21 protein-coding genes and 1 rRNA gene are annotated in these 26,136 nt (G+C 64.5%); 8 read left to right on the forward strand and 14 right to left on the reverse strand.

Annotated elements, in window-relative coordinates; all coding sequences use genetic code 11:
* Positions 1 to 68: 68 nt before the first annotated feature.
* The gene (locus EWU68_RS06870; protein ID WP_129315380.1) at positions 69 to 1,499 is read right to left on the reverse strand and encodes a cation:dicarboxylate symporter family transporter; all 1,431 of its coding nucleotides are present in this window, start codon (positions 1,497 to 1,499) and stop codon (positions 69 to 71) included.
* Between the two features lie 172 nt (positions 1,500 to 1,671).
* Between EWU68_RS06870 and EWU68_RS06875 the strand changes: the two genes are divergently transcribed.
* Entirely contained in the window at positions 1,672 to 2,967 is a 1,296-nt protein-coding gene (locus EWU68_RS06875; RefSeq protein ID WP_129315381.1) for a sensor histidine kinase, read from the forward strand.
* Positions 2,964 to 3,653, forward strand: a complete 690-nt coding sequence (locus EWU68_RS06880; RefSeq protein WP_129315382.1) for a response regulator — start codon at positions 2,964 to 2,966, stop codon at positions 3,651 to 3,653. The genes EWU68_RS06875 and EWU68_RS06880 overlap by 4 nt, the downstream gene beginning before the upstream one ends.
* A 13-nt stretch (positions 3,654 to 3,666) precedes the next feature.
* Here EWU68_RS06880 and EWU68_RS06885 read toward each other — a convergent pair whose 3' ends face one another.
* Positions 3,667 to 5,580 carry a propionyl-CoA synthetase gene (locus tag EWU68_RS06885; protein ID WP_129315383.1) on the reverse strand — a complete coding sequence of 638 codons (1,914 nt, stop codon included), beginning with the start codon at positions 5,578 to 5,580 and terminating at the stop codon, positions 3,667 to 3,669.
* A gap of 238 nt (positions 5,581 to 5,818) precedes the next feature.
* Between EWU68_RS06885 and EWU68_RS06890 the strand changes: the two genes are divergently transcribed.
* The 4 genes from EWU68_RS06890 to EWU68_RS06905 are packed head-to-tail and all read left to right on the forward strand — an operon-like array spanning position 5,819 to position 10,182.
* Positions 5,819 to 6,493, forward strand: coding sequence for a GntR family transcriptional regulator (locus EWU68_RS06890; protein WP_129315384.1), 675 nt, complete (start codon positions 5,819 to 5,821; stop codon positions 6,491 to 6,493).
* A 47-nt stretch (positions 6,494 to 6,540) separates the two neighbouring features.
* A complete protein-coding gene (locus EWU68_RS06895) occupies positions 6,541 to 8,061 on the forward strand; it encodes an MmgE/PrpD family protein (protein ID WP_129315385.1) in 1,521 nt (506 codons plus the stop codon).
* Position 8,062: 1 nt separating this feature from the next.
* Positions 8,063 to 8,986: a methylisocitrate lyase gene (gene prpB, locus EWU68_RS06900; RefSeq protein ID WP_129315386.1), complete on the forward strand. Its 924-nt coding sequence runs from the start codon at positions 8,063 to 8,065 to the stop codon at positions 8,984 to 8,986.
* A 50-nt stretch (positions 8,987 to 9,036) separates the two neighbouring features.
* Positions 9,037 to 10,182 carry a bifunctional 2-methylcitrate synthase/citrate synthase gene (locus tag EWU68_RS06905; RefSeq protein ID WP_129315387.1) on the forward strand — a complete coding sequence of 382 codons (1,146 nt, stop codon included), beginning with the start codon at positions 9,037 to 9,039 and terminating at the stop codon, positions 10,180 to 10,182.
* Positions 10,183 to 10,282: 100 nt separating this feature from the next.
* Here the strand turns inward: EWU68_RS06905 and EWU68_RS06910 are convergent, their stop codons facing one another.
* Both EWU68_RS06910 and EWU68_RS06915 read right to left on the reverse strand, forming a co-directional pair.
* The gene (locus EWU68_RS06910) at positions 10,283 to 11,275 is read right to left on the reverse strand and encodes a site-specific tyrosine recombinase XerD (RefSeq protein WP_129315388.1); all 993 of its coding nucleotides are present in this window, start codon (positions 11,273 to 11,275) and stop codon (positions 10,283 to 10,285) included.
* A complete protein-coding gene (locus tag EWU68_RS06915; protein WP_129315389.1) occupies positions 11,268 to 11,963 on the reverse strand; it encodes an NUDIX domain-containing protein in 696 nt (231 codons plus the stop codon). The genes EWU68_RS06910 and EWU68_RS06915 overlap by 8 nt, the downstream gene beginning before the upstream one ends.
* Positions 11,964 to 12,290: 327 nt before the next feature.
* Here EWU68_RS06915 and EWU68_RS06920 point away from each other — a divergent pair, with 327 nt between their 5' ends.
* The gene (locus EWU68_RS06920; RefSeq protein ID WP_129315390.1) at positions 12,291 to 14,336 is read left to right on the forward strand and encodes a hypothetical protein; all 2,046 of its coding nucleotides are present in this window, start codon (positions 12,291 to 12,293) and stop codon (positions 14,334 to 14,336) included.
* Positions 14,333 to 14,998: an ABC transporter ATP-binding protein gene (locus EWU68_RS06925; protein ID WP_202976698.1), complete on the forward strand. Its 666-nt coding sequence runs from the start codon at positions 14,333 to 14,335 to the stop codon at positions 14,996 to 14,998. The genes EWU68_RS06920 and EWU68_RS06925 overlap by 4 nt, the downstream gene beginning before the upstream one ends.
* A gap of 73 nt (positions 14,999 to 15,071) precedes the next feature.
* On the opposite strand, the gene EWU68_RS06930 is transcribed toward EWU68_RS06925, so the two are convergent.
* The 10 genes from EWU68_RS06930 to rrf all read right to left on the reverse strand — a co-directional run bounded on the left by EWU68_RS06930 (position 15,072) and on the right by rrf (position 25,931).
* On the reverse strand, positions 15,072 to 16,769 hold the full coding sequence (locus EWU68_RS06930; RefSeq protein WP_129315391.1) for a CTP synthase: 1,698 nt from the start codon (positions 16,767 to 16,769) through the stop codon (positions 15,072 to 15,074).
* A gap of 67 nt (positions 16,770 to 16,836) precedes the next feature.
* Positions 16,837 to 18,561 (reverse strand): DNA repair protein RecN, encoded by a 1,725-nt coding sequence (gene recN / locus EWU68_RS06935; RefSeq protein ID WP_129315392.1) that lies wholly within the window; start codon positions 18,559 to 18,561, stop codon positions 16,837 to 16,839.
* The gene (locus EWU68_RS06940; RefSeq protein ID WP_129315393.1) at positions 18,558 to 19,502 is read right to left on the reverse strand and encodes an NAD kinase; all 945 of its coding nucleotides are present in this window, start codon (positions 19,500 to 19,502) and stop codon (positions 18,558 to 18,560) included. Before EWU68_RS06940 ends, recN begins: the two co-directional genes overlap by 4 nt.
* Before the next feature lie 81 nt (positions 19,503 to 19,583).
* On the reverse strand, positions 19,584 to 20,378 hold the full coding sequence (locus EWU68_RS06945; protein WP_129315394.1) for a TlyA family RNA methyltransferase: 795 nt from the start codon (positions 20,376 to 20,378) through the stop codon (positions 19,584 to 19,586).
* Positions 20,375 to 20,719 (reverse strand): hypothetical protein, encoded by a 345-nt coding sequence (locus EWU68_RS06950; RefSeq protein ID WP_129315395.1) that lies wholly within the window; start codon positions 20,717 to 20,719, stop codon positions 20,375 to 20,377. The genes EWU68_RS06945 and EWU68_RS06950 overlap by 4 nt, the downstream gene beginning before the upstream one ends.
* Positions 20,716 to 21,738 (reverse strand): HAD-IIA family hydrolase, encoded by a 1,023-nt coding sequence (locus tag EWU68_RS06955; protein WP_238692365.1) that lies wholly within the window; start codon positions 21,736 to 21,738, stop codon positions 20,716 to 20,718. The genes EWU68_RS06950 and EWU68_RS06955 overlap by 4 nt, the downstream gene beginning before the upstream one ends.
* Positions 21,722 to 22,945: a hypothetical protein gene (locus tag EWU68_RS06960; RefSeq protein ID WP_129315396.1), complete on the reverse strand. Its 1,224-nt coding sequence runs from the start codon at positions 22,943 to 22,945 to the stop codon at positions 21,722 to 21,724. The genes EWU68_RS06955 and EWU68_RS06960 overlap by 17 nt, the downstream gene beginning before the upstream one ends.
* A 142-nt stretch (positions 22,946 to 23,087) precedes the next feature.
* Entirely contained in the window at positions 23,088 to 24,290 is a 1,203-nt protein-coding gene (locus EWU68_RS06965; RefSeq protein ID WP_129315397.1) for an acyl-CoA dehydrogenase family protein, read from the reverse strand.
* A 12-nt stretch (positions 24,291 to 24,302) separates the two neighbouring features.
* Positions 24,303 to 25,520 carry a CaiB/BaiF CoA transferase family protein gene (locus tag EWU68_RS06970; protein WP_129315398.1) on the reverse strand — a complete coding sequence of 406 codons (1,218 nt, stop codon included), beginning with the start codon at positions 25,518 to 25,520 and terminating at the stop codon, positions 24,303 to 24,305.
* A gap of 293 nt (positions 25,521 to 25,813) precedes the next feature.
* Positions 25,814 to 25,931, reverse strand: a 5S ribosomal RNA gene (gene rrf, locus EWU68_RS06975).
* Between the last annotated feature and the right edge of the window lie 205 nt (positions 25,932 to 26,136).

Consider the following 26,136-nt stretch of genomic DNA (forward strand, 5'->3'; position numbering starts at 1 on the left):
GGCCCCGAAGCGCACTCCCCTTGTGTGGGGTGCGGCTCGGTGCCACCTCGATACTCGGGAGGAGCAGGTTATCGGTCCTGGACCGCGGTCGCGGGGCCCGCGCCCCCGGAAGAGCTCGACCCGTGGGTCGCGCCTGCCGCGGCGCTCTCGACGGGGACGGCTTGTTTCTCCTCACCGTCGATGTCGACGTGGAAGTCACCACCCATCGTCGATTCGTCGAATTTCAATTTCCCGTCGAGCACGTCATGGACTCGGCCCATGTCAATTTCCCTCGACCACTTGCCCATGAGGAGGGCGGCCACGGCGTTGCCCGTGAAGTTGGTGAGCGCGCGGGCCTCGGACATGAAGCGATCGATGCCGAGAATGAGGCCGACCCCGTCCACCAGATCCGGGCGGTGGGATTTGAGCCCGACCGCGAGGGTCGCGATTCCCGCGCCGGAGACGCCGGCCGCACCCTTCGAGGCGATGATCATGAACACCAGCAACGAGATCTGCTGTCCGAGCTCGAGGGGCTTGCCCATCGCGTCGGATACGAAGATCGACGCCATCGTCAGGTAGATCGCGGTCCCGTCCAGGTTGAAGGAATAGCCGGTCGGGACCACGATGCCGACCACAGGCTTGGATACTCCGACGTGTTCCATCTTGGCGATCAGACGGGGCAACGCCGCTTCGGAGGACGACGTCGAGAAGATCAGCAGGTACTCGCGCGCCAGGTACTTCATGAGCTTGAGGATGTTGACCCCGGTGGCGAACTTCAGCAACGCACCCAGGACGACGACGATGAACAGGATGCAGGTGACGTAGAAGCCGATCATGAGGATCGCCATCTGTCCCACGGCCTTGAGCCCGGTCGAGCCGACCACGGCGGCCATGGCACCGAAGGCGCCGACCGGTGCGGCCCACATGATCATTCCGAGCAGGCGGAACACGAGGGCCTGGACGTAGCCGACGAATTTGAGGATCGGCTTGCCCGCCTCTCCCATGCGCTGAAGAGCGAAGCCGACGAGGAGCGCCACCAGCAGAGTCTGCAGGATCTTCCCGGAGGTCAGCGACGAGAGCAGGGAGGTGGGAATGATACCCATCAGGAACCCGGCGAGCCCCCCGGCCTCTTCGCCCTCGGAACCGCCCTCGGGCGTGTATCCGGTGGGCTCGTAGTGGAGGTTGTCCCCCGGGTGGAGCACATTGCCCACGATCAGGCCGATGGCGAGTGCGAACGTGGACATGACAAGGAAGTAGATGATCGCCATGCCACCGACTTTCCCGACGGTGACGGCCTTGGCCACCGAGCCCACACCGAGCACGAGGGTGCAGAAAATGATCGGTGCGATCATCATCGTGATGAGCTTGACGAACCCCTTGCCGAGCGGCTCCAGGGACTTTCCGACACCCGGAGCTACGAGGCCGACGATGACTCCGAGGACGACAGCCAGGATCACCGAGACGTAGAGCATGTGGGTACCGTCTTTGTACCACGGCTTCTTCGCTGTGGACTGGCCCATGACGCTCTCCTTTCAGGTTCGAGTCGATTGGTGCTTCGTGGTCCGAACCACGGTCGGGCTCGGCGAAGGTATTCAAGAAGTATGGTGGTCTAGGCCACAAGGAGACAATTGTGGTCATTAAGTTCTTGACCGTCCACTGATACCCGTCCGCATCCGCCCGTGAGGAGAGTCCGTGTCGCCCCAGGAAACGAGCCGTCCCCGCCTCGCCGCAGGGACGAGGTCCTCGTGGGCCATCGCTCGGATTTTCCTGCTGACCCAAATGGTGATCGTGGTCGTCGTCTGCGCGTCGGTCGGTGCTCTTCTCTATTGGCAGATCCAGGACTCGGCACGGGAGCAGGCCTCGGAGATTACGCGCGCCGAGAGCGCGACCCTGGCCCACGACCCGTTCGTGGTCGAAAACATCGCGTCGGGCCACCCGACGGATCGACTCCAGCCGTACGTCAAGGACGTCCTGTCGAACTCCTCGGTCAGCTTCATCACCATCATGTCCCCGGACGGAATCCGTTACACGCATCCCACCGAAGACAAAATCGGTCAGCATTACATCGGGGACATTTCCCGTGCCCAACATGGCGAGACCATGACCGTGGAAGAAGAAGGCAGCCTGGGCGTCTCGATGCGGACCATCACTCCGATCCGTGACGACGACGGCTCGATCATCGGGCTCGTGTCCACCGGGGTGACCATCAGCGAGATCGCTGCCGTGGCCCGCAACGGCGTGCCCGCCGTCGCCATGATCGCGGGTCTTCTGCTGCTCACGACCACGTTCACGACGCTGCTGCTCTACCGGTACCTGAATCGCGCAACCCTGGGATACAGCCGCGACGACATTCTGAAGTCCGAAGCCACCCGCTCGATGGCGGCGATGCTGCGAACCCAGAATCACGAGCACCGGAACCGGATGCACACCGTGCTGTCCCTCTTGGACCTGGGCAGGCTGGACGACGCCCGAAACTTCGCGCGCGAGGATTTGGCCTCCTCCGAGCAGAACGAGGTGCATTGGGGCAACTACAAGCAGCTCCCGGGCGTCACCGCGCTCCTTGCAGGCAAGAAGACGGAAGCGGAGGAACGCCGCATCGATCTCGGCCTCAAGATAGAGGGCGAATGGTCCGGCATCCCGTTGTCCGAGGTCGAACTCGTATCCGTGGTCAGCAACCTGGTCGACAACGCGATGGACGCCGTGGCCGACGCACCCGAACCGCGGGAGGTGGAGGTCGACCTGGCCGAAACCCATGAGGGGTGGGAGATCGTCGTCGCCGACACCGGACCCGGCGTATCCGGGGAAGACGAGCGGAAGGTGTTCGAATGGGGATACAGCACCAAACCTTCGGGGTCCGAAGGTCGCGGCGTCGGCCTGGCCCTCGTCCGCGACACGCTCCTCCGACACGGTGGCAGCATCGAGGTGCTCAGTGACGGCGGGTCGGTGTTCACCGCCAGAATCCCCAGGCCCCGGAAGGAGATCCGATGACCACCTACCGCGTGATCGTGATCGACGACGAAGAAGTCACCGCGTCCGCCCACGCCCAATTCATCAGGGAACGCCCCGACTTCGAGGTCGCCGGCACCGCGTACAACGCGCAGGGGGCCATTGCGGCCATCAAGGCTTCCTTCGCCAGAAAAACCCCCGTGGACCTGCTTCTTCTGGACATCAATCTTCCGGATCGGTCGGGTCACGAGGTCGCCAAATTCTTGCGCGCAGAAGGGCTGCCCGTCGACGTGATCATGGTGACGGCGGACCGGGACGCCTCGAGTCTGCGCACCGCCTCCCTCCATGGGGCGTTCGGGTACCTGGTCAAACCGTTCACGCTGGAGCATTTGGGCAGAAAACTCGACTCCTATTCGGCCCATCGGGGCAGGGTCCCCGACACGGGGGAACTCGATCAGGCCGCGATCGACAGTTTCTTCCACAGGAGCGAGGACGAAACGCGGGACCTGCCCAAGGGACTGTCCCAGGAGACCCTGGTCAATATCGTCGAGACGCTCTCCGACCATGATTCGGCCTATTCCGCGCGGGAGATCGCGGACCGCATGACTCTGTCCCGGGTCACGGCACGTCGGTACCTCGAGTACCTGCACGCCTCCCGCCGGGTCGAGAGACGACCGCGCCACGGCACCCCGGGCCGCCCCGAGCTCGAGTACGCGTGGCGCGGTTGACCCCCGGAGGCCCCTACGACGATTCGCAGGTCAGGACGTCCCTCAGGTTGTCGAGCACGGCCATGTCCTCGATCGTCGAGGGAACCTTGTAGTCCTCCCGATCCGCAATCTGTCTCATGGTCTTCCGAAGGATTTTCCCGGATCGGGTTTTGGGCAGGCCCTCGACCACACGGACCTCCTTGAAGTCGGCGACGGCCCCGATCCTGGAACGGACCATCCCGACCAGCTCGGTCGCGAGCTCGTCCTCCGTGATGCTCTCGCCCTGCTTGAGCACCACGTAGCCAGAAGGCCGTTGCCCCTTGAGCGGATCGGCGACGCCGATGACCGCGCACTCGGCCACCGCCGGGTGGGAGCCGAGCACCTGTTCCATGGCCCCGGTCGACAGGCGATGCCCCGAGACGTTGATGACGTCGTCGGTCCGCCCCATCACGAAGACGTACCCGTCCTCGTCCAGGTATCCCGAGTCCCCCGTCGCGTAGTAGCCGTCGAAAGCGGTCAGGTAGGAGGAGATGAACCTGTCATCATCGCCCCACAACGTGGGCAGAGTCCCCGGAGGCAGCGGCAGCTTCAAGGCGATGTTGCCCTCCGCGCCGGCCTCCACCGGATCGCCCGAGGGGTCCAGAACGGCGACGTTGTACCCGGGCACCGGCACGCTCGGCGACCCGGATTTGATGGGCAGGGGTTCGAGGCCCCGAGGGTTGGCCGCGATCGGCCATCCGGTCTCCGTCTGCCACCAGTTGTCGACCACCGGCACTCCGAGCAGTTCTCCCGCCCACTGGTAGGTGTCCGGGTCGAGCCTCTCCCCCGCCACGAAGAGGGTTTCCAAGGAGCTGAGGTCGTAATCCGCGGCCAGTTCTCCGCTCGGATCCGCCTTGCGGATGGCCCGAATCGCGGTTGGAGCGGTAAAGAGGACCTTGGCTCCGGATTCCTCGACCACGCGCCAGAAGGCCCCCGCATCCGGGGTGCCGATGGGCTTGCCCTCGTACAGGACCGTCGTCGCCCCCGTCAGCAAGGGTGCATAGACGATGTAGGAATGGCCCACGACCCACCCGACGTCGGAGGCGGTGAACATGACCTCGCCGGGGCCGACGTCGTAGATCTTCTGCATGGACCATCGGAGCGCGACGGCGTGGGATCCGTTGTCCCGGACCACGCCCTTCGGTGACCCGGTCGTACCGGAGGTGTAGAGGATGTACAGCGGATCGGTCGCCCGGACGGTCGTGCACTCTGCCGGGTCTGCCTCGTGAACGGCCTCGTCCCAGTCCAACCAACGGGTCGGCGACCCCTGCGCCCTGGAGGCCGCTTCCGCGACCGAGGTCTCGAAACCTGTCCGCGCTGTGACGAACACCGTGCCGACCGGGTGCTCCGCCAGCTTGAGCGCCTCCTCGACGGCCGGAATGTATTCGACGCGCCTCTTCGGTTCAACACCCCCGCTCGTGGTCACCACGGCCTTCGGCTCGCAGTCGTCGATGCGGGCCGCGAGCTCCGCAGGAGCGAAGCCTCCGAAGACCACCGAGTGGGTGGCCCCGATTCGCGCGCAGGCGAGCATCGCCACCATGGCCTCGGGGATCATCGGCATGTAGAGAAGCACTCGATCGCCGTGTCCGATACCGGCATCGGCGAGCGCGCCCGCAAAGCCACTCACCCGTTCGAGAAGTTCACCGTAGGTGATGTCCCGTTGGGTCCGGGTCACGGGCGAGTCGTACCGGATGGCGACTTGGTCTCCGCGACCGGCTTCCACGTGTCGATCGACCGCGTTGTAGCAAGTGTTCAGTTCACCGTCCGGGAACCACCGGTAGATCGGTGGCCTGGATTCGTCCAGTGCCCGAGTGGGAGGAGTCACCCAGTCGATGCCTTGGGCGGCCTCGAGCCAGAATTCTTCGGGTTGCTCGACGCTTCGTTCGAAGACTTCGCGGTACGTGGTCATGTCACCGGTTCCTCACATGTGCTCCGTTGCAAATGGTTCCGCGCCCGGAGGGTCCGAACGCGGGGAAGATTTTCACCAATGTAGTGTTCTGACTCACACAAAACAAGACTCTGTATACACACTGGGGAAAATCGACCACTGACCTCCCGCGATATTGCGGTGACGTTGCGTGACGAGGAGCACTTCTGTATACATAGAGGCACGAATCAGACGACGCCGACGCAGGGAGAACAAGTTCATGAGGGCCTCCGAGCGCGCATACCAGACCCTGCGGACCGACATCATCGAATGGCACCTCGAGCCGGGAACCACCGTCAGCGAGGTCGAGCAGGCCCAGCGACTCGGGGTCTCCCGAACACCCGTCCGTGAGGCCTTCTCGCGGCTCATGTCCGAAGGGCTGGTCGAACCCGGACCGGGGCGCGGCGTCGTCGTCACCCCCGTCTCGGTAACCAATGTGAAGGCCATGTTCGAATTGCGCATCGCCCTGGAGACTCAGGCGGCGGCCCTCGCGGCGCTCAAGGGCCGATCCGAAACCTTCGAGCAACTGGCCGCCCGGCTCGACGAGGCGGCCACGTTCCTGGATGACGACGACGCAGACCGCAGCTCCTACTACCTGCTCGTCGAGGAGATGGACACCGAGATCGACCTCGCAGCCCAGAACACGTATCTCACCCAGGCCCAACGGCAACTGCGCACCCACCTCGGGCGAGTCAGGAAGCTGTCCAAGGGCAACGAGAACCGCCTCATGGCGGCCGCCCACGAGCACGCCGCCATTTCCCGGGCCATCGGGGCGGGCGACGTCGAACTCGCTCAGGCCGCCGTGCGCATCCATCTGTCGAACGCGTTGCAGGCGATTCTCGACGCCGTCCCGGAGCTTCACCATCACGAAGACGACCGCATCGACGCCGCCTGAGGCAATCCACCGAACGAACACCTCGACCGAGGAAGAAAGGACATACCGTGACCGCCAATCATCACGTGCGTGTGCACCGCAGCGAAGAGAACCTGGCTCGCGAGGACCAACTCGCGCACAAGATCGCCGAGGTCGCCTCCGATCCCGTGGCGATCGACCCCGCCGTCGAGGACATGGTCATCAACCGCATCCTGGACAACGCGTCCGTCGCGATCGCGTCCCTCAACAGGGGTCCCATCATCGCGGCACGTGACCAGGCGCTGACCCACCGACCGGGGCCTGGGGGCTCCGGCTCGACCCTCTACGGCATCGACCCGAAACAAACCAAGGTTTCCCCCGAGTGGGCGGCCTGGGCCAACGGTGTGGCCGTTCGGGAGCTCGACTACCACGACACCTTCCTCGCCGCGGAGTACTCGCACCCGGGGGACAACATCCCGCCGATTCTCGCGGTCGCCCAGCATGCCCAACGCTCGGGTGCGGACCTGATCCGCGGTATTGCCACCGGGTACGAAATCCAGATCGACCTGACCAAGGCGATCTGCCTGCACAAGCACAAGATCGACCATGTGGCCCATCTCGGTCCCTCGGCCGCGGCGGGCATCGGCACCTTGCTCGGCCTGGACACGGAGACGATTTTCCAGGCCGTCGGCCAGGCTCTGCACACCACAACCGCAACCAGGCAGTCGCGCAAGGGCGAGATCTCGACATGGAAGTCCCACGCCCCCGCCTTCGCCGGAAAGATGGCCGTTGAAGCAGTCGACCGCGCGATGCGGGGCCAGACGTCACCGGTACCGATCTACGAGGGCGAGGACGGCGTCATCGCGTGGATGCTCGACGGACCGGACGCCTCCTACGACGTCCCCCTCCCCGAGTACGGCGAGGCGAAGCGCGCGATCCTGGACTCCTACACCAAGGAGCACTCGGCCGAGTACCAGGCCCAGGCCTGGATCGATTTGGCCCGCAAGCTGCATCGCGAGCGCCCCGACATCGCCGATCCGGACAAGGTCGAATCGGTGGTCCTCCACACGTCCCACCACACCCACTACGTGATCGGTTCGGGCGCCAACGACCCCCAGAAGTACGATCCGAAGGCCTCGCGGGAGACCCTGGACCATTCGATCCCCTATATCTTCACCGTGGCTCTGCAGGACGGCGAGTGGGACCACAATCATTCCTACGACGCCGAGCGCGCAGGCCGCAGGGACACCGTTGCCCTGTGGCACAAGGTCACGACCGAAGAGGACCCCGAGTGGACGCGTCGTTACCACTCGCTGGATCCGGAGGAGAAGGCCTTCGGCGGTCGAGCGGAGATCACACTCACCGACGGAACGGTCGTGACCGAGGAGATCGCGGTCGCCGACGCCCATCCGCTTGGGGCGCGCCCCTTCGCCCGCGAACAATACATCGGCAAATTGAGGTCTCTCGCGGAAGGGGCGGTCGCCGACGCGGAGCTCGATCGCTTCATCCAAGCGGCCGAGAATCTTTCGGACCTGGGCCCGGGCGATCTCGATGCGCTGACCGTGACCGCGGCCGGGGAGCTGGCCACCGGAGCGAAAGGACTGTTCTGACATGCTGTACCCCTCAACATCCCCCGCACAGAAACGGCTCGATCTGCGCCGGATTCTGGCGGACGGGCCGCGCAACGGCGGAACGATCAAACAGTTCCCGGGCGCGTACACCCCGATCTCGGCGAAGCTCATCGAGGAGAAGGGGTACGACGGCGTCTACATCTCCGGGGCGGTCATCGCCAACGAGCTGGGATTCCCCGACATCGGTCTGACAACCCTCACGGAGGTGGCCCACCGGGCCGGCCAGATCGCGCGCATGACGAACCTGCCGGCCATCGTCGACGCCGACACCGGGTTCGGGGAACCGATGAATGTGGCCCGGACCGTCCAAGAGCTCGAGGACGCCGGCCTGGCCGGTTGCCACATCGAGGACCAGTTCAATCCGAAACGTTGCGGCCACCTGGACAACAAGAACATCGTGGACGAGGACACGGCGATCAAACGCATCCGTGCCGCGGCCCAGGCTCGCAGGGACGAGAACTTCCTGATCATGGCTCGCACGGACCTCCGCGGGGTCGACGGCTTGGATGCCGCCGTCGACCGCATGAAGGCGCTGGTCGACGCCGGAGCCGACGCGATCTTCCCGGAGGCCATGAAGGATCTGGGTGAATTCGAAGCGGTCCGTGAAGCCGTGGACGTCCCCGTGCTGGCCAACATGACGGAGTTCGGCAAGTCCAGGTTGTACACGACCGATGAACTGTCCGGTTCCGGCGTGGATATGGTCATCTACCCGGTGACCCTGTTGCGCAGCTCCCTCGGGGCCATGGAGAGAGTCCTGGACGACATCGGAGCCCACGGTACCCAAGAGGCGTCCGTGGATGAGATGCTCACCAGACAGCGCCTCTACGAACTGGTGGACTACGAAGCCTACAACGCGTTCGATACCGGAATCTTCAATTTCGAGGTGCCTGAACGGTTCCAGTAGCCCGAAAGCATCTGCACGACACAGGCACAACCGATTCGAAGGAGAGTCACATGACCACGCAAGACGACATCAAGAAGGGCCTGGCCGGCGTTGTCGCGGACACGACCGCGATCTCTAAGGTCAACCCCGATTCCAATTCCCTGCTGTACCGCGGTTATCCCGTCCAGGAGCTTGCCGCGAATTGTTCCTTCGAAGAGGTCGCGCTGCTTCTGTGGACGGGCGAGCTTCCCGAAGCCGCCGACCTGAAGGAGTTCTCGGAGTTCGAGGCGGCACACCGTGAGCTCTCCCCGGAGCTCAAAGCGGTCATCGACGCGCTCCCCACGGACTGCCACCCCATGGACGTCTGCCGCACCGCGGTCTCGGTGCTGGGCGCCCAGGACCCGGCCTCGGAGGAGGACTCCCAGGAAGCCAACCTCACGAAGTCCAAGAAGCTGTTCGCCGCGATGCCCGCCGTGGTGGCCTACGACCAGCGTCGGCGACGCGGCGAGGAGATCATCCCGCCGCGTGCGGATCTGGACTATTGTGACAACTTCCTCTACATGACTTTCGGCGAGGTTCCTGCCCCGGAGGTCAAGAAGGCTTTCCAGGTCTCGATGGTTCTCTACGCCGAGCATTCCTTCAATTGTTCGACGTTCACCGCTCGCACGATTGCATCATCGCTGTCCGACCTGCATTCGGCCATCACCGGTGCCATCGGCGCCCTCAAGGGGCCCCTGCACGGTGGCGCCAACGAGGCTGTGATGGAAACCTTCGACGAGATGGGGATCCGGAAGGACGAGTCCGAGCAGGAGGCCGAGAAGAGGGCCAAGGAGTGGATGGACGACGCTCTGGCCCAGAAGAAGAAGGTCATGGGGTTCGGACACCGTGTGTACAAGAATGGCGACTCCCGAGTCCCCACGATGCAGGACGCTCTGACCGACATGATCAAGTACTTCGGCCGGGAAGAGATGCTTGGCCTGTACAACGGTCTGGCCAAGTCGATGGACGAGGCCAAAGGCATCAAGCCCAATCTGGATTACCCCGCCGGGCCGACGTATCACCTGATGGGTTTCGACACCCAGACGTTCACGCCATTGTTCGTGGCCGCCCGCATGACCGGCTGGACGGCGCACGTGATGGAGCAGCTGGCTGACAACTCCCTGATCCGGCCGCTCTCGGACTACGACGGCCCGGAGGAGCGCCACGTCGAGAAATAAAGACTGCTTCGTAGTGCCCGGGCCATCGCGGGAGCAACGCAGTCCTTGACGGTTGCGCCCGGTCCGGGCCGCGGGCGGCGTCGGCCCCTCGGCCCGGCAACTACCCCAGGGCGCGGGGATGGCTGGTCAGGAACACCTCGCGAAGGGTGTCGGCGGTGACCTTGGTGTATATCTGCGTCGTCGTCAGCGACGAATGCCCCAGGAGCTCTTGGACGACCCGGATGTCGGCGCCGCCCTCGATCAGGTGCGTCGCAAAGGAGTGCCGGAGCGTATGGGGCGAAAGCTCGTCGACGACGTTGGCCCGTTCGGCGGCCTGTTTGAGCACCAGCCATGCCCCCTGTCGTGTGAGGCGCCCTCCCCGGGCGTTGAGGAACAGGGCCGGGGTGCCCCGGCCTTTTGATGCGAAGAGCGGCCGGGTGCGCACCACATAGGATGAGATGGCTTCCCGGGCATAGGAGCCGACGGGAACCAGGCGTTCTTTGCCTCCCTTGCCCTTGAGTCGGGCGACTCCGCCGGGCCCCGGCTCATCGCCCTGCGCGGCCGGCCCTGACGGCTGATCAAAATCCGCCGACAGGTCGTCCCGGTCCACGCCGACGGCTTCCGAGATGCGCGCGCCGGTCGAGTACAGGAACTCGAGCAATGCCGCGTCGCGAAGACCCCCGGGGGTCGACCGGTCGGGTGCTTCGAGGATCCTGGTCACGGTCTCGACGGGGAGAGCCTTGGGCAGCCGCTCCCCCGCGCTGGGCGGAGTGACCGAGTCGGCCGGGTCCTGGTCCGTCAGGCCCTCCAACAACCAGAATTTGTGGAGACCCCTGACGGAGACCACGCCTCGCGCCACGCTTCGGGTCGAGAGTCCGCATCCGCCGTCGTCCGTCGGTCGGGCGAGATACTGGACGAAGTCGCGGACGTCGTCGGTCGCGATGTCGCGCGGGTCCGCAACGTGCCTGTGGCCCGCGAGAAAAGCAAGATAGCGGCTCAGGTCCCGGCGATACGAGGTGAGGGTGTTCCGGGACAGTCCGCGCTCGACCGTCAGATGCTGGAGGTACCTCCCCAGGGCGCGCTCCAGGCCGTCCGGGAGGTCCCGATCATTCACCGGTACCCGATTCCCGCAGCAGCTTGTGGGCAGGCCACGGCTTGTCAGGGGCCTGAAGATCGGCGTGTCCGCGTTGAATGCTCGCCCACACAGCCAGGATCGCGAGGTTCGACGTCGGCGAATGCAGTTCCAAGGAAAGCACCGCACTCACGGCCCGTTCGATCGGGACCCAGCGGGTGACGATCTCTGCCTCCTCGGCCTCGCGCTCGATGAGGTCTCCCGCGGCCGCGTCCTCGATCCCTCTGGCCAAGAAAATCCTGTTGGCTTCGGTCGAGCACCCGGGCGAATTGTTGAATTCTGCGAGCGTGTGCCAGGTTCTCGCGCTGAGGTCGGTTTCCTCCGCGAGCTCGCGCTGGGCCGCGTGAAGAGGCGATTCGCCGTCGATGTCCAGCAGGCCGGCCGGAATCTCCCACATATTCATCTCGACCGGCTGGCGGTACTGGTTGATCAGCAGGATCTCGTTGTCCTCGTTGAGGGCTGCAATCGCGACGGCGCCGGGGTGCTTCATGTAGTCGCGGACGAGTTCGTCACCGCCCTCGGTGAGGGCGAATGTCTCGCGGACGACGTCGAAGATCTGCCCGGTGAACGCGGTCTCCCGGGAGACGAGGGTTCGAGGGTTGACCCTGTCCTGGGGCAGACCATCGGCCGAAAGGTGGAGATTCGGGGTCTCGTCGCTGGGTGCAGTCATGCTCCCAGGTTACCGTCGGGGCGGGCGGGTCACCCAGCCGTGCCCTGATTCGACGCGGTCCGGGGCCCGCGTTCCGGACCAGCCCGAACCCTGCGGCCGCCGCGACGACTGATCGACGTCGTCCGTGGTGAAGACATGTCGTCGCCGGACTCCACGGAGCCCCGGAGAACACTATTCCGAACCCCAGTGGTTCGGATTACAATTTCTTTGCCGATCCCAACATCACAAGAAACGGAAACAATTGTGAACCGAACAATATGCCCACTTCTTCGCGCATGGAGTGAGCGCTGAGGAACCAACCAAAGCCACCCTATTCATAGATCACCCATGAATTTTCTGCGAAGATCACTCACTCTGCTTTTCGCTCCGCTGGCGGCGGCCATCTTTTCCTTCGCATCACTCTGGATTGTTGAGACTGACGCACCTCTCATCGCGAATCACATTCTGTGGATTGCCTCGGATATCAGCGATCCGGCGGCAAAAACCCCGACGACCAATCCGGAGCTGGCCCGTAGGCTGGAGGATGAGGTCAGTAAACGGAACCTGAATATCGCCAAGTTTCTGTACAACCCCGAATCGCCCGCCAGTGGGGCGGAATTGCAGCTCCTGATCACCAATCCCGGGCATCGCTCACAGAGGCTTTTGGAGGACGGGTACTCTCCCTTCAACCCGGGCTACGTGGTCACCGTGAAGCCCTGGAATCATTCGGAGAACGACCCCCGTGCCTTCTATTGTCTTTTCGGTGATGCCCACTCCATGGAGGGGCTGGAGGATGTGCTCGGCACACCTGGATACAAGGTGCAACAGTACGAAACCTACTCACCCAGGGAAGTTCTTGAGCGCCACACGGGCTCGCCCTTGTCGTTGGCATTCTCCGCCAGCCTCATCTCGGCTTCGTGTGCCTCCCTCACGACCACCTTGGTAGGCTCCAAGAAAATCGCGCGCCTGCGGCTCGCCGGATGGTCGATCTGGCGGATTCTTGGTCGTGATCTTCGGTCCGGGGCGTTCCCGCTGATCGCGGGTTTCTCGGCTACCGCCGGAGTCGCTGGCGTTGCTCTGTACTTCTACAACGGGCTCGCATCATTCGGCATCTATCTTGCCGTCTGCGCGGCGTTCACTGTTGTCTTCATCGCCGCGGTGCTTGCATGCAGGCTCATCGCTCTGGGGCTGTTGTGTTGGATTCCGGTTCCCGCGACGCTGACCGGCAAGAGACCCGTCAGATCGTTGTACGCCCTGCTCTGCCTCCTCGAAGTCAGTTGCGTAGTACTTCTTCTCGCATCGATCAGTTCCTGGTCCGAGGACTATGGTCTCGCGGCCTCGCACCTGCGAGCCCACGGGCAATGGCAGTCAACGCCCAAGGCCGCCTTTCTTCCCGTCGCGGGGTCGACCTGGAGCGAGGCCGAGGGCAAGCCCATCGAGGATTGGCTGGCCGGGGAGCTTCGGCAAAGGAACGTGATCATCAGCTACTCGGATATCAGTCAACAGAATGACGACGGCGACGCCGTCCCCGAGTCCAGCTACCCGATCGTCTACGTCAACCCCGAATACCTGAGGCACCACAAAATCCAGGGGGTTTCGGATCGCCTGGTGATCGAGGACGTGGAACGGTCGAAGACAACCCAGACCTTCGTGCCCCGCGGTGCCCCGGGCAAGGGCCTGACGGCGGACAGCCTGATCCCCGGCGTCGAACTGGATGATCCAAAAATGTCGGCCATCGACACGACGGGCGAAGTCTTCACCCATGGGGATTTGGACAATTTCGACCGCGAATTCGTCGAAAACCCCATCGTAGTGGTCGTACCGGATCAGGTCCTGATCGACCACCCCAGTCCGCTCACTTGGTGGGTGACTCGCGGGGGCGTCCTCCTGGAAGACAGTGGGGTCGCGGCAGACCGTCTGCGCGGATCCGCGGCGGAACACTACGTCGCACCGATGTCGCCCGGGCTGGCCCACCAGGCACACGCACTCAAACTGACGATCGTGAACCTTCAGGCCACGGGTTTCGCGATCGTAGTCTACGCCGTGCTGGTCGCGTTCTCGTGCCTGGGCTTCGCTGCGACCTACGCGGCGGCCCGCAAGGACCAGCTCTTCCGAAGGCAGCTCTTCGGTTGGCGGCCGCTCATGGCCGCGTGGCCCGCTCTCGCCGGCGTGGGTGCCGTGTGGCTCTCGATACCGGTTTTCACCTGCTTCCTGATTCAGCAGGCCATGGATCCCATGGTCCTCATAGAAAAGTCATCCGGGGAGGTCAGAACCTACATCGAGTACATGGCACAAGCAGGAATGATGGTGGGCGCCGTCGTCCTCCTGCTCTCGGGCGGTGGGATCGTTGTCTTCGCTCGCCGTGCCGTCCAAGAGAGAGGAAGAATTCAGTGAAGTCCTACCTTCGATTCGAATCCGGTCGCCTGGAACTCGGCGGGAGGCCGATCTGGGGCGGGCTCGAGATGTCGGCCGAGCCACGGGAAATGGTCGCGATCATGGGGCCATCGGGGTCCGGGAAGACGACGCTGCTCAACTGCTTGGGAGCGCTGACGCGACCCACCAGCGGCGCGCTCACGATCGGCGGCATCAGCGTGCACCCCGCATCCGCGGCAGTCAGGCGAAAATTCCGGCGGGACCACGTCGGGTACCTGTTCCAGAATTTCGCGCTCGTCGAATCGGAATCGGTCGAGAGGAACATCGTCGACCCGCTCCGCATCATGCCGCGAAAACGCCGCCCGAGCACCTCGGACATATCGCGGGCCCTGGGAGAGCTCGGACTGCCTGGCCGGGAGAAGGACAAGGTCTGCCGGCTCTCGGGTGGTGAACAGCAAAGGGTCGCTCTGGCGGCCGTGCTGGTCAAGAGACCCTCGTTGATCCTCGCGGATGAGCCGACGGGCTCCCTCGACTCCGCGAACGGGCACGTGATCATCGAATCGATACGTCGTCTGACCGATCAGGGGGCCTGCGCCGTGATCGCGACCCACGACCGCGACGTCGCCGACTGCTGCGATCGCGTCGTGGACCTCGGACAGTTCGCGGTCTCGGCCAGGACCTGACCGCACGGAAACGCAGGGCCGCCGTCATCCCTCGATCGGGAGACGGCGGCCCTGCGCGCTCTGGACAGGAGGCCTACTTGATGCGTTCGAGGGCCGCCGCGACCAATCCACTGAACAGCGGGTGCGACCGTGTCGGGCGCGACAGCAATTCGGGGTGGGCCTGCGTCGCCACATAGTACGGGTGTTCCGAGGCGGGCAGTTCCACGAATTCGACGAGACGCCCGTCCGGGCTCGTCCCGGAGACCACGAGGCCCGCCTTTTCGAGATCCGCGCGGTAGGCGTTGTTGACCTCGTAGCGGTGACGGTGCCTCTCCTCGACCTCCGTCGTGCCGTAGGCCTTTGCGGTCACGGACCCCTCGACCAGTTTGGCCGGGTACAGACCCAGTCGCATGGTTCCGCCCAAGTCACCGGCGCCCTCGACGAACTGTTTCTGTTCCTCCATGGTCGCGATCATCGGGGTCGTCGTTTCCGGCTCGAATTCCGTCGAGGACGCATCCGCGAGGCCGACGACGTTCCGAGCGTACTCGATGACCATGCACTGAAGTCCCAGGCAGAGGCCGAGCGCGGGGATGCCGTTCTCCCGGGCATAGGTGAGCGCACCGAGTTTTCCTTCGAGACCACGGATCCCGAATCCGCCGGGGACACAGATCGCGTCCACGTCGCCAAGCTGGTGGGCGGCGCCCTCCGGCTGCGCGCAGAGGTCAGAGGCGATCCACTTGATCCTGACCTTCGCGTCGTTGGCGAAACCACCGGCCCGGAGCGCTTCCGAGACCGAAAGATACGCATCGGGCAGGTCGATGTACTTGCCGACCAAACCGATCGTGACCTCATGCGTGGGCTCGTGGACCACCTTGAGCAATTTGTCCCATTCCTCGAAGTCGGCGTCCTGGTAGTCCAGACCCAGGTAGTCGAGGACGTAGGTGTCCAGATCCTGATTGAACAGCGTCTTGGGGATGTCGTAGATGCTGGGCGCATCGGGGCAGGAGATCACGGCTTCGGTATCGACGTCGCACGCTCCCCCGACCTTGGCCTTGAGCGGCTCCGGAATGTCCTGAACGCACCGGAGAACCAGGGCGTCCGGGATGATACCCAGGCCGCGGAGCGCGGCCACGGAGTGCTGGGTCGGTTTGGTCTTGAGCTCGCCCGAGGGCCCGATGTACGGGATCAGTGAGACGTGGAGGAAGAAAACGTTCTTGCGTCCGACGTCGCGACGCACTTGGCGTGCCGCCTCCAGGAAAGGCTGGGACTCGATGTCCCCGACCGTTCCGCCAATCTCGGTGATGATGATGTCCGGGGCATCGGAGGCACCTGTGGCCCGGCGCCTCATGCGGGATTTGATCTCGTCCGTGATGTGCGGGATGACCTGGACGGTGTCCCCCAGGTACTCGCCTCGGCGCTCCTTCGCGATCACGGAGGAGTAGACCTGCCCGGTCGTCACGTTGGCCGAGGCGTCCAGGTTCTCGTCCAGGAATCGCTCGTAGTGCCCGATGTCCAGGTCGGTTTCGGCGCCGTCGTCGGTCACGAAGACTTCACCGTGCTGGAAGGGGTTCATGGTTCCCGGATCCACGTTCAGATAGGGATCCAGTTTCTGCATGGTCACCGAAAGACCGCGGGATCGCAGAAGGCGACCGAGGCTTGACGCGGTCAGACCCTTGCCCAGGGACGACGCGACACCACCCGTCACGAAGATCTGGCGAGTCAATTTTTCGTCGTTTGGAGTGCTTGCCGGGGATGTCTGAGTATCGTTCACCACGGAATTCAAGCCTAGCACGCGAGGGTCTCGGCCTGCCCAGGAATTGTGACCGGAGACAGGTGTCCGCGAGGGGTCGGACGGGACGTCAGAGCTGGTCAGCGTCCTGCAGGAGCTCCTTCGCGTGGGCGCGTGCGGCCTCGGAATTCTCGTGCCCCGCGAGCATTCGGGCCAGCTCCACGGTTCGTTCTTCGACCGAGAGCACGTTGACCTGACTCACCGTTGAATCATCGGATTTCAGAACCAGCACGTGACGATCCGCATAGGCCGCGACCTGCGGCAAGTGCGTGACCACCAGGACCTGGACGTGCTTGGCCAAATGCGCGAGTCGTTTTCCGATCTCGACCGCGGCCTTGCCGCCCACGCCGGCGTCCACCTCGTCGAAAATGAACGTGGGCACCGGGTCCACCTCCGCGAGGACGACTTCGAGAGCCAGCATGACGCGCGAGAGCTCGCCGCCCGAAGCGCCCTTCCCCAGGGGGCGGGGGGTCGCGTCCTGGTGGGGCGCGAGTTTGAAGGCGATGGTGTCCTTGCCGTCCGGCCCGAATTTCTCGGCCTCTTCGATCTCCACGACCAGCGATGCGTTGGGCATCGCCAAGGCTTTCAACTCGGTGGATACCGCCACGGCAAGTTTCTTCGCCGCAGCGCGTCGCAAGTCCATGAGTTCCAGCGACTGCTGGTTCATGTCCTGGCGGAGGGTCCGCAGTTTTTCCTCGAGAGCCTCGGAACGCGCGGGATCATCGCTGAGTTGGTCGAGTCTGGCCCTGTTGGTCTCGGCCCATTGCAGGACCTCGGCGATATCGGCACCGTACTTCCGCGTGAGCTTCTTCAGCGCCGAGCGCCGGGCCTCGACCTCGCTCAGCCTCCCCGGGCCCTCGGCGTTGAGGTCCGAGAGGTAGCCGGAGAGCTCATCCCCGATGTCCGAGGCCTGGATCATCAGGTCACGGACCCTTTTGGCGAGTGCGGCGAGCGCGGGGTCCTCTTCCGCTTCCTGGGCGAGGGCTCTGTGCGCCGAATCCAGCAGCACGGACACGGTAACGGCTTCCAGGTCGGCGTCGTTCCCGCCCACGAGTGCGCCCTGGGCCGTCTGAGCAGCCCCGCGCAATTGCTCGAGGTTGGTCAGCCGCGCGGATTCGGCGTCGAGGGATTCCTCCTCCCCCGGTTGCGGCTTGACGGAGTCAATTTCCTTGAGCGCCTGGCCGAGGCTCTGAGCCTCGAAGGCTCGCGCTCTGGCGTTCTCCCTGACCTCACGGAGTTCTCGAGCCGCCGAACGGTATTCTTCGTAGTTCGCGCGGTATTTCTTGAGAGCGGTTGCCAGCTTGTTGCCTGCGTAGGAGTCCAACGCGCTGCGTTGCGCCTCGGCGGAGCGCAGACGGAGTTGGTCCGACTGCCCGTGGACGGCCACGAGGGTCTCGCCGACGCGTGCCAGGACACCGATGGGGGCCGCGGCACCACCGATGGTCGCCCTGGACCGCCCCGAGGCGTTGACGGTGCGCGAAAGGATCAGCTCGTGAGGGAGCTCGTCCGCGAGGTCGTCGCCTTCGATCGGGTGGGCTTCTCCCCCGGCGTCATCCGTCAGTTTCAGGGCAGCGTGATCATCCGGAAGGCGGACGACGGCCTGGGACAACGCCGACTTCGCGCCGGAACGCACCGCGGCGGCGTCGGACCTGGCGCCGAGGAGCATGCCCAGCGCGGTCACGACCATGGTTTTGCCCGCGCCGGTTTCGCCCGTCAGAACCGTCAGTCCCGGTCCCAGTGGGAGGGTCGCATCCGTGATGACGCCCAGGTCCCGGATGTGGATTTCTTCGATCATGAGTCCTGTATCTCCCCACGGTCGTTCTCGCCACGGTGTCGGCGTACGGGTCCTCTCCATCCGCGCGTCGGGAGGTCGAATTTCTTGACCAGCCGCTCGGAGAACGGGGCCGGGTGGATCCGGGCGAGCCGTACCGGCTTGTCCGAGCGCTTCACTTCGATGCGGGAGCCCGGGGGCAGCTCATTGGTCCGGCGCCCGTCACACCACAGGACCCCGTAATGTCCGTTGGCCGGGAGCACTTCCACGGCCATCGTCGAGGACGGAGCGGTCACCATCGGGCGGGCGAAGAGCGCGTGGGCGCTCAGCGGGACCATGAGCATGGCCTCGACCTCCGGCCACACGATGGGGCCCCCTCCGGAGAAGGCGTACGCGGTGGATCCGGTGGGGCTGGCCAGCACCACCCCGTCGCAGCCGAACGTGCTCAGCGGCCGTCCGTCGACTTCGATCACGACCTCGATCATCTTTTCCCGGTTGCCCTTTTCGATGGACGCCTCGTTGAGAGCCCACGTGTGGGTCAGGATCTGGCCCTGGCACCACACGACGACGTCGATCGCCATGCGTTCCTCGACCGTGTACGTCCGGTTGACGATGTGGTCCACCGTCTCGTCCAGATCGCTCCGCTCGGATTCCGCCAGAAATCCCACGTGGCCCAGGTTCACGCCGATCAGGGGAATATCGGTGTGACGGATGATTTCGGCCGCCCGCAGGACGGACCCGTCACCGCCCAGGACGACGCCCAGTTCGATGTCGTCCAGAGCAACGTTTTCGTTGATCACCTGCACGCCCACGGATTCGGCCTCGGTGCCCCGGAGTATCTCCAGGTCCCCTCGGCTCATGACCGGAATCAGCCCGGCCTCCCGGAGGCGCACGCACGCCTGGGCCGCCGCCGTGGTGGCTTCCGGGCGACCGGTGTGCGCGAACAAGAGGATCTTCCGACTCATGTGCTGTGTGCCTTCCGATGGGAGCAAGTGTGGTTCCGACGCGGAATCCGTATTCCTACATTAGGCGACGAGACTGACACTTTAAGGCTTTCCGGATGCGGTGCCCGCCGGCGGCGCGTTGGACTCTTGCCCCGTCGGATCGGTGTCCGGCCTGCGAAGATGCAGGAAGTATTCGAGATTTCCGTCCTGGCCCGGCAGTCTCGAATCCTGGCCTGCCACGATCTGAAGACCATGGTCCTCGGCGGCAGCTCGGACCGCGTCGATGGCCGCGGCGCGGTCCTGCCTGTTTCGCACCACGCCGCCTTTGCCGAGCTTCGACCGACCGACCTCGAACTGCGGCTTGACCATCAGGATCAGATCGCCGCCGGGGCGTGTGACATCGGCCAGGGGGCCGATCACCAGGGTCAGGGAGATGAAGGAGAGGTCCCCGACCGTCAGGTCCACCGGTCCGCCGATCGCCTCCGGAACGATGTTCCGAACGTTCAGTCCCTCGATGGACTCGACCCGCGGGTCGCGTTCGACCATCGGGCTCAGCTGTCCGTGCCCCACATCCACCGCGACGACGTGGCGGGCTCCTGCTTCCAGCAGGACCTGGGTGAATCCGCCCGTCGAGGCGCCCGCGTCAAGGCACCTGCGGTCGCGGACGACGACGTCCGGGAAGGCCCGGAGCGCCCCCGCGAGCTTGTGGCCGGCGCGGCTGACGTATTCGTGGTCGACCGACGGAGAGACCGTGATCTCGTCCTCTGCGCCCACCTCGTGAGCGGCCTTGCGGATGGCCTTCCCGTTCACGGCGACCCGCCCATCGGCCACGAGTTTCGCGGCCAGTGTGCGCGACGATGCGCTCCCGAGCTGCACCAGGTGCTTGTCCAGCCTCACTCGGTCCCGTCCGTGGTCTCCGGGTCGTCTCCCCCGGCCGAGGTCGGCCTGGCGATGCTGTCCACGAGCCCCTTCGGGAGGGCCGAGGGGTCCTGGTCCAGCAGGCGACGCAATTCCCCGTGCAGCCTGTCAAAGATTTCGGCGTGCTCGTCCACGGGCGATTCATCGAGCAGATCCAGAATCTCGTCGAGCGAGTCCGCGGTGCCCCGATGCGCGAAAGCGTCCAGAGCCGCAGCTCGTTGCTCGGCGCGGGCCGACGCCGCTTCGGAGAGTTCTTCCGCGGTGTCGTTGACCCGTTCGGCGTCGTTCGCCTCGCCCGCCACGTTCTCTTCCTCGCTCATGACCACACGACCTCCGGACGGGTTTCTTCGTTCTCCCGGGGATGTGCGGCCCACCATGCGGCCATGGCCGTCCGCCAACCCAGGAGACTGTGGGTTCCCTCTCTCACCTGGGTGCGGACGGTGGTCGCGTCGGCCTCCGCGCGGGCCGCACCGTCGATCTCGGCGACCGCGGCCCCCTCACCCCCACTGACCTCGGGGTGCCGGTATTCCTCGAACAGTTCCCTCAGATTGCCCACGACGTATGTGGGGCGCTCCTCGGTCCGTGCCTCGAGCACGTCGCTCATCGTCTGGACACCTGTCATGACGGCGATGCTGGGGAGGCCCGCCTGGTGTGCGCCGGAAATGTCCGTGTCCAGGCGGTCACCGACGACGACGGGGCGTTCGACGTCGAGCCTCTCGACGATCGTGGTGAAAATCGTGGCACCGGGCTTGCCCGCAACGAGTGGTTCCCGACGCGTGGCTGCGGACACCGCATGAACAAGAGTCCCGTTCCCGGGAGCAATCCCGCGCTCCTTGGGGATCGTCATGTCCGTGTTGGAGACGACCCACAGAACGTCCTTGTCGGCCAGCGCGTATGAGGCATCGGCAAGCTCCTGCCATCCCAGACCCGGATCGAATCCTTGGAGAACGGCCTGAGGACCGTCCTCGAGTCCGACCACCACGAGCCCGGCCGACCTCGCGCAATCGGCCAGAGCCTCGGAACCGCAGATGCCCACCGACGCGCCGGATCCCAAATGGTCGACTGCGAGGCTGGCGGCCGCCTGGGCGGAGCTGACGACGTGGTGACCGTCGGTCGTCAGCCCCAGGGAGTTCAGATGTTCCGCCACGGCATCGACCGAACGTGAGGCGTTGTTGGTCACGTAGGCGACCGCGATGCCGTCGGCGACCGCGCGGTTGAGTGATTCGACCGCGCCGTCGATCGGATCAGGTCCCGCGTAGACCACACCATCGAGGTCGGAGAGTATCGCGTCGAAAGAGGAAATCAGCGAACTCATGGACGGATCAGTCGTCCTCTCCACGGGTCTCCTGGACGGGTTGCGTCTCCGGATCGAGGCCCGTCTCGTCTCGTTCGACGACGTCGCCCTCCTCTTCCGCCTCCCGGGAAGCCTCCTCGACGGCCTCAGGGTCAGGGGTCGGTCCGCCGGCCGGGGCCAGCTCCTCATGGTCGGGAGAGGACAGCTCGTCCGTCGGACCCGAAGCGCCTGTCTCCTTCTGGTCGATCATGGCTTCGGTGAGATCGACGCCTTCTTCGTCGTCCGGAGCAGGGGCGGCGGGCTCTTCGTCCGGAAGGACCTCGATCTCGTAGATTTCCGGCTCCTCGAACTGCCCCTGGCCCAAGGCCGCTTCGGCGACGACGGCCAGGCGCGCCCACGAGGTTGCTTCCTTCGCGCGACCCATGTCCTCGAGAACGTCCGCGTAGGCGCTGAACAGGCGCGGGCTGTAGGAAAAGGCCTTGTTGCGGTTCAGCTCAGGGATCTCGAGCGCTGACTTGGCCTTCTCGAGGTCCCCCTGGTCCCGGTGGATTCCGGAGACGACCATGGCCAGCTCCGCCTTCTGGGAACCGGTCAGATCGGTCAGGCTCGGGTCCTGGGCCGTCTCGAGGGCCTTCTGCCCCCGTCCGAGGGCTCTCTCCGAGTCGACGATCAGCGCGATGTGCTCGTTGCTGCCGGTCATGCGGCGGTGGGTTCTGAGCTCCCGCAAGGCCGTGTCGAAGCGCTCGGCGACATAGGCCGCGATCGCGGCAGCTTCCCTCACGGCTGCGACTCGGCCCCCGCGACGCACCGCCGCCTGAGCGTGCTCAAGGGCGAATTCCGGGTCGACCTCGAGGTACTGGCTGGCCATCACGAGGTGTTTGCCGACGGCCTCCGCGTTGTCCTTCTCCAGGACACGCAGCTCGCGCAGGACCGATTTGTCCAGCTCCTTGCCGGTGACTTCTTCGTCGATTTCGGGTGCCTTGGGACGGGACTGACGGTATCCGGCCCTGGACGGCTTCTGCTCGCGGTGGTCCCGTTCGAATCGGCCCTGAGGATCCTGGTCGCGACGCCGCGGGTCCCTGTCGGAGCTGCCGTACGGTTTGCGGTCGTTGAAGCGGCGCTCCCGATCGTTGCCGCGGCCGCCGTCCCTGTTCCGGTAGGCCTTGCCGCCCTTGCGATCGAAGGCACCCCGCTCCGACCCACGGTTCCGGTTTCCCCCGCGTTGCGAATCCCTGCGGTCGTCCTGAGCCAAATTGGTTCTCCTCTGTCTGCGTTGTACGGGCGGCGTCGACGTCGGTCGACGCCGCCCGGTCCTGGGACAAAGTTTACGCACCCCGGATGCCGTTCAGGGCATCCGGGGTGCGGACTTCGCGCATGACGTACGCCTCGGCGTCCTACCGGAAGGCGTTCTGCCCCGTGAGCTTCTGCCCAAGAATCAGCGTGTGCACCTCATCGGTACCTTCATACGTCCTGACCGACTCGAGGTTGTTGGCGTGCCGCAGTGGCGGGTAGTCACCGGTGATCCCGTTACCGCCCAACACGGTGCGCGCTTCGCGACAGATCTCGATCGCGGTCCGGGCGTTGTTCAGCTTCCCGACGGAGATCATGTGGTTCTCAATCGTGCCTTCGTCCTTGGCTCGTCCGATCCTCAGCGCCAGAAGCTGCCCCTTGTTGATCTCCAGGGACATGTCCACCAGCTTCTTCTGGGTCAACTGGTAGGAGCTCAGCGGCCGACCGAACTGTTCGCGCTCCTGCGCATAGTCCAAGGCGGCCTCCACGGAGTCACGGGCCGACCCCATGGCTCCCCAGATGATCCCGTACCTCGCTTCGGTCAGGCACGCGAACGGTCCGCGCAATCCGGGGTTCTCCGGGAGGATCGCGTCGGCGGGCAGGCGCACGTTGTCGAAATCGATGGTGCACTGCAAGGACGCACGCATGGAAAGTTTCTGCTGAATGGGCTCCGCGGTGAAACCCGGTGTATCGGTGGGCACGATGAATCCGCGAACGACGTGACCGTCTTTCCCGTGACCGGGGGTACCCGAATCCTCCGCAGGCACTTTGGCCCAGATCACGGCGACGCCGGCGATGCTGGCCAGACCGATCCAGCGTTTGTGGCCGTTGAGCACCCACTCGTCGCCCTCTTTGTGGGCGTTGGTCAGCATGGACGACGGGTCGGAGCCCGCGGTCGGCTCGGTGAGTCCGAAGCACCCGATGATCTCGCCCGAGGCCATCTTCGGCAGCCACTTCTGTTTCTGTTCCTCGGAACCGTTCTTGTAGATCGCCGACATGGCCAGCGAGCCTTGGACGGAGACGACGGTGCGCAACCCTGCGTCGCCCGCCTCGAGCTCCTGCATCGCCAGACCGTATTCGACGGCAGATCGTCCCGCGCAGCCGTATCCGTTCAGGTGCATCCCGAACAGACCCAGTTCCGCCATCTCGGGCAAGAGCTCGGTGGGAAGTATCGCCTGATCGAACCATTCGGCGATATTGGGGCGGATCCTCCGGTCGACGAACTCGGCTACCCGGTCCCTGACGTCGAGCTCGGTGTCCGTGAACTGCGATTCGATGTTGAGCAAATCGGTGGGGTGTTTCGACATGAGATGAATTCCTTACTCTGCTGTGGTCTGTTCGAAGGGGGATCCGGTGCCGTGGTCGGCGCGCTGCGCCAACCAGTCCAGGATCGCTTCGCGGTCCTGGTCAACGCCCGGGGGCCTCTTCGAGTAGGAAACCTGGGTGCGACTGAAGCCAATAGGATTCTTGATGCCGGGGACGGCGTCGTCGTCCGAACCTGCATACACCACAGGCTCGAGTCCGAGTTCATGGGCGAAGTCGACTCCGCCGGCGACGTCAAGAATCGGAGAGCACGGGAGCCCTGCTTCCCTCAACTGGCGGAACCATGCGTCGGAGCCACGACCTCGCAGAACGTCTTCGATGATCCCCCTCAGCTCGGACCGATGCCGATTGCGCTCGGGCATGGTCGAGAATTTCGGGTCCTCTGCGAGTTCCGGCCGTCCGAGCTCTCCTGCAAGCACGCGGAACTGGGCGTCGTTGCCGACACAAATGACGAGCTGCCCGTCGTTCGTATCGAACGGGCCGTAGGGAAAGAGGCTGGGGTGTTCGTTGCCCATCCTGTGGGGCACATTGCCCGCACCGACATAGCCTGATGTCTGGTTCGCCAGTCCGGACAGCGCCGAGGAGAGCAGATCGAGGGACAGATGCTGGCCCTGGCCGGAGGTTTCCCGCTCACGCAGGGCAGCCAAAATTCCGACGGCCGCGTGCAACCCTGTGACGACGTCGAAGAGCGCGACACCCATGCGCTGAGGAGGACCATCGGCTGACCCGGTCAGGTCCATCATGCCGGAGACAGCCTGTGCCAGCAGATCGTAGCCCGGCAGTGAGGCGCCGCCTTGGGTCCCGAAACCCGTGATGCTCGCATGGACGAGACGGGGCCACCGTTGAGCCACAGATGCCTCGTCCAACCCGAATTTCTCGAGGCCGCCGGGCTTGTAGTTTTCGATGAAGACATCGGCGGTATCAATCAGCCTGTAGGCCGTTTGCAGGTCGTCCGGGTTCTTCATGTCCAGTTGGAGGCCATGCTTGCCACGGTTGACGCCGAGATAATATGTGCTTTCGCCGTCTCGCTGAGGGGGCTTCCACTGCCGGGTATCGTCCCCGGTTGGCCCTTCGACCTTGATGACCGTCGCTCCGAGGTCCGCCAACAGCATCGTGCAATACGGTCCCGCCAACACGCGGGAGAAATCCGCAACGACGATACCGGACAATGGTCCTCCGGAATCGCGATCGAGCGTGGTTCCCTGATCGGACATCCATAGCCTCCTCATCGAGATGTGCCAGGGACCACATAACCACCGGCGGGATGTGGATCACAAATCGCTGAGGGAAGGACGGGTCACAAAGGGAACACCGGCCTCGTGGCACGAAAAAGGGCCGCGCTTCCGGCAGCCGCCAGGAGCTCCAACCCGGCAACCGACAGAAACACGGCCCCAACAAAACTGGCGGTGCGCCCGCCCTTTTGTGGTTAAACAAAAAAAGGGGGGAGTGAGCACACACACAAGGAGCAAAAACCCCTCGCACACGCACACACTCCCCCAAAAAATATTTTCGGCGGCGACCTACTCTCCCACACACCTTCCGGGTGCAGTACCATCAGCGCTAAGAGCCTTAACTACCGGGTTCGGAATGAGACCGGGTGTACCCCTCTTGCCATAACCACCGAAAAAACCAACCACACACACCAACCCACACACGGGGTTGGCATGGTGAAAACCAATCAAACAACACACCCACAACAGGTCGTTGTTTCAAAACCATACAGTGAACACGAACACACAACAATCATCTACAAACCCTCGCAGCAACCACCCAACACCCCACACGGGAGTGTTTTGTGTATAAACCTTCGGCCTATTAGTACCGGTCAAC

Origin of the sequence: Rothia koreensis, assembly GCF_004136575.1 — a bacterium.
Classification (GTDB): Bacteria; Actinomycetota; Actinomycetes; order Actinomycetales; family Micrococcaceae; genus Rothia; species Rothia koreensis.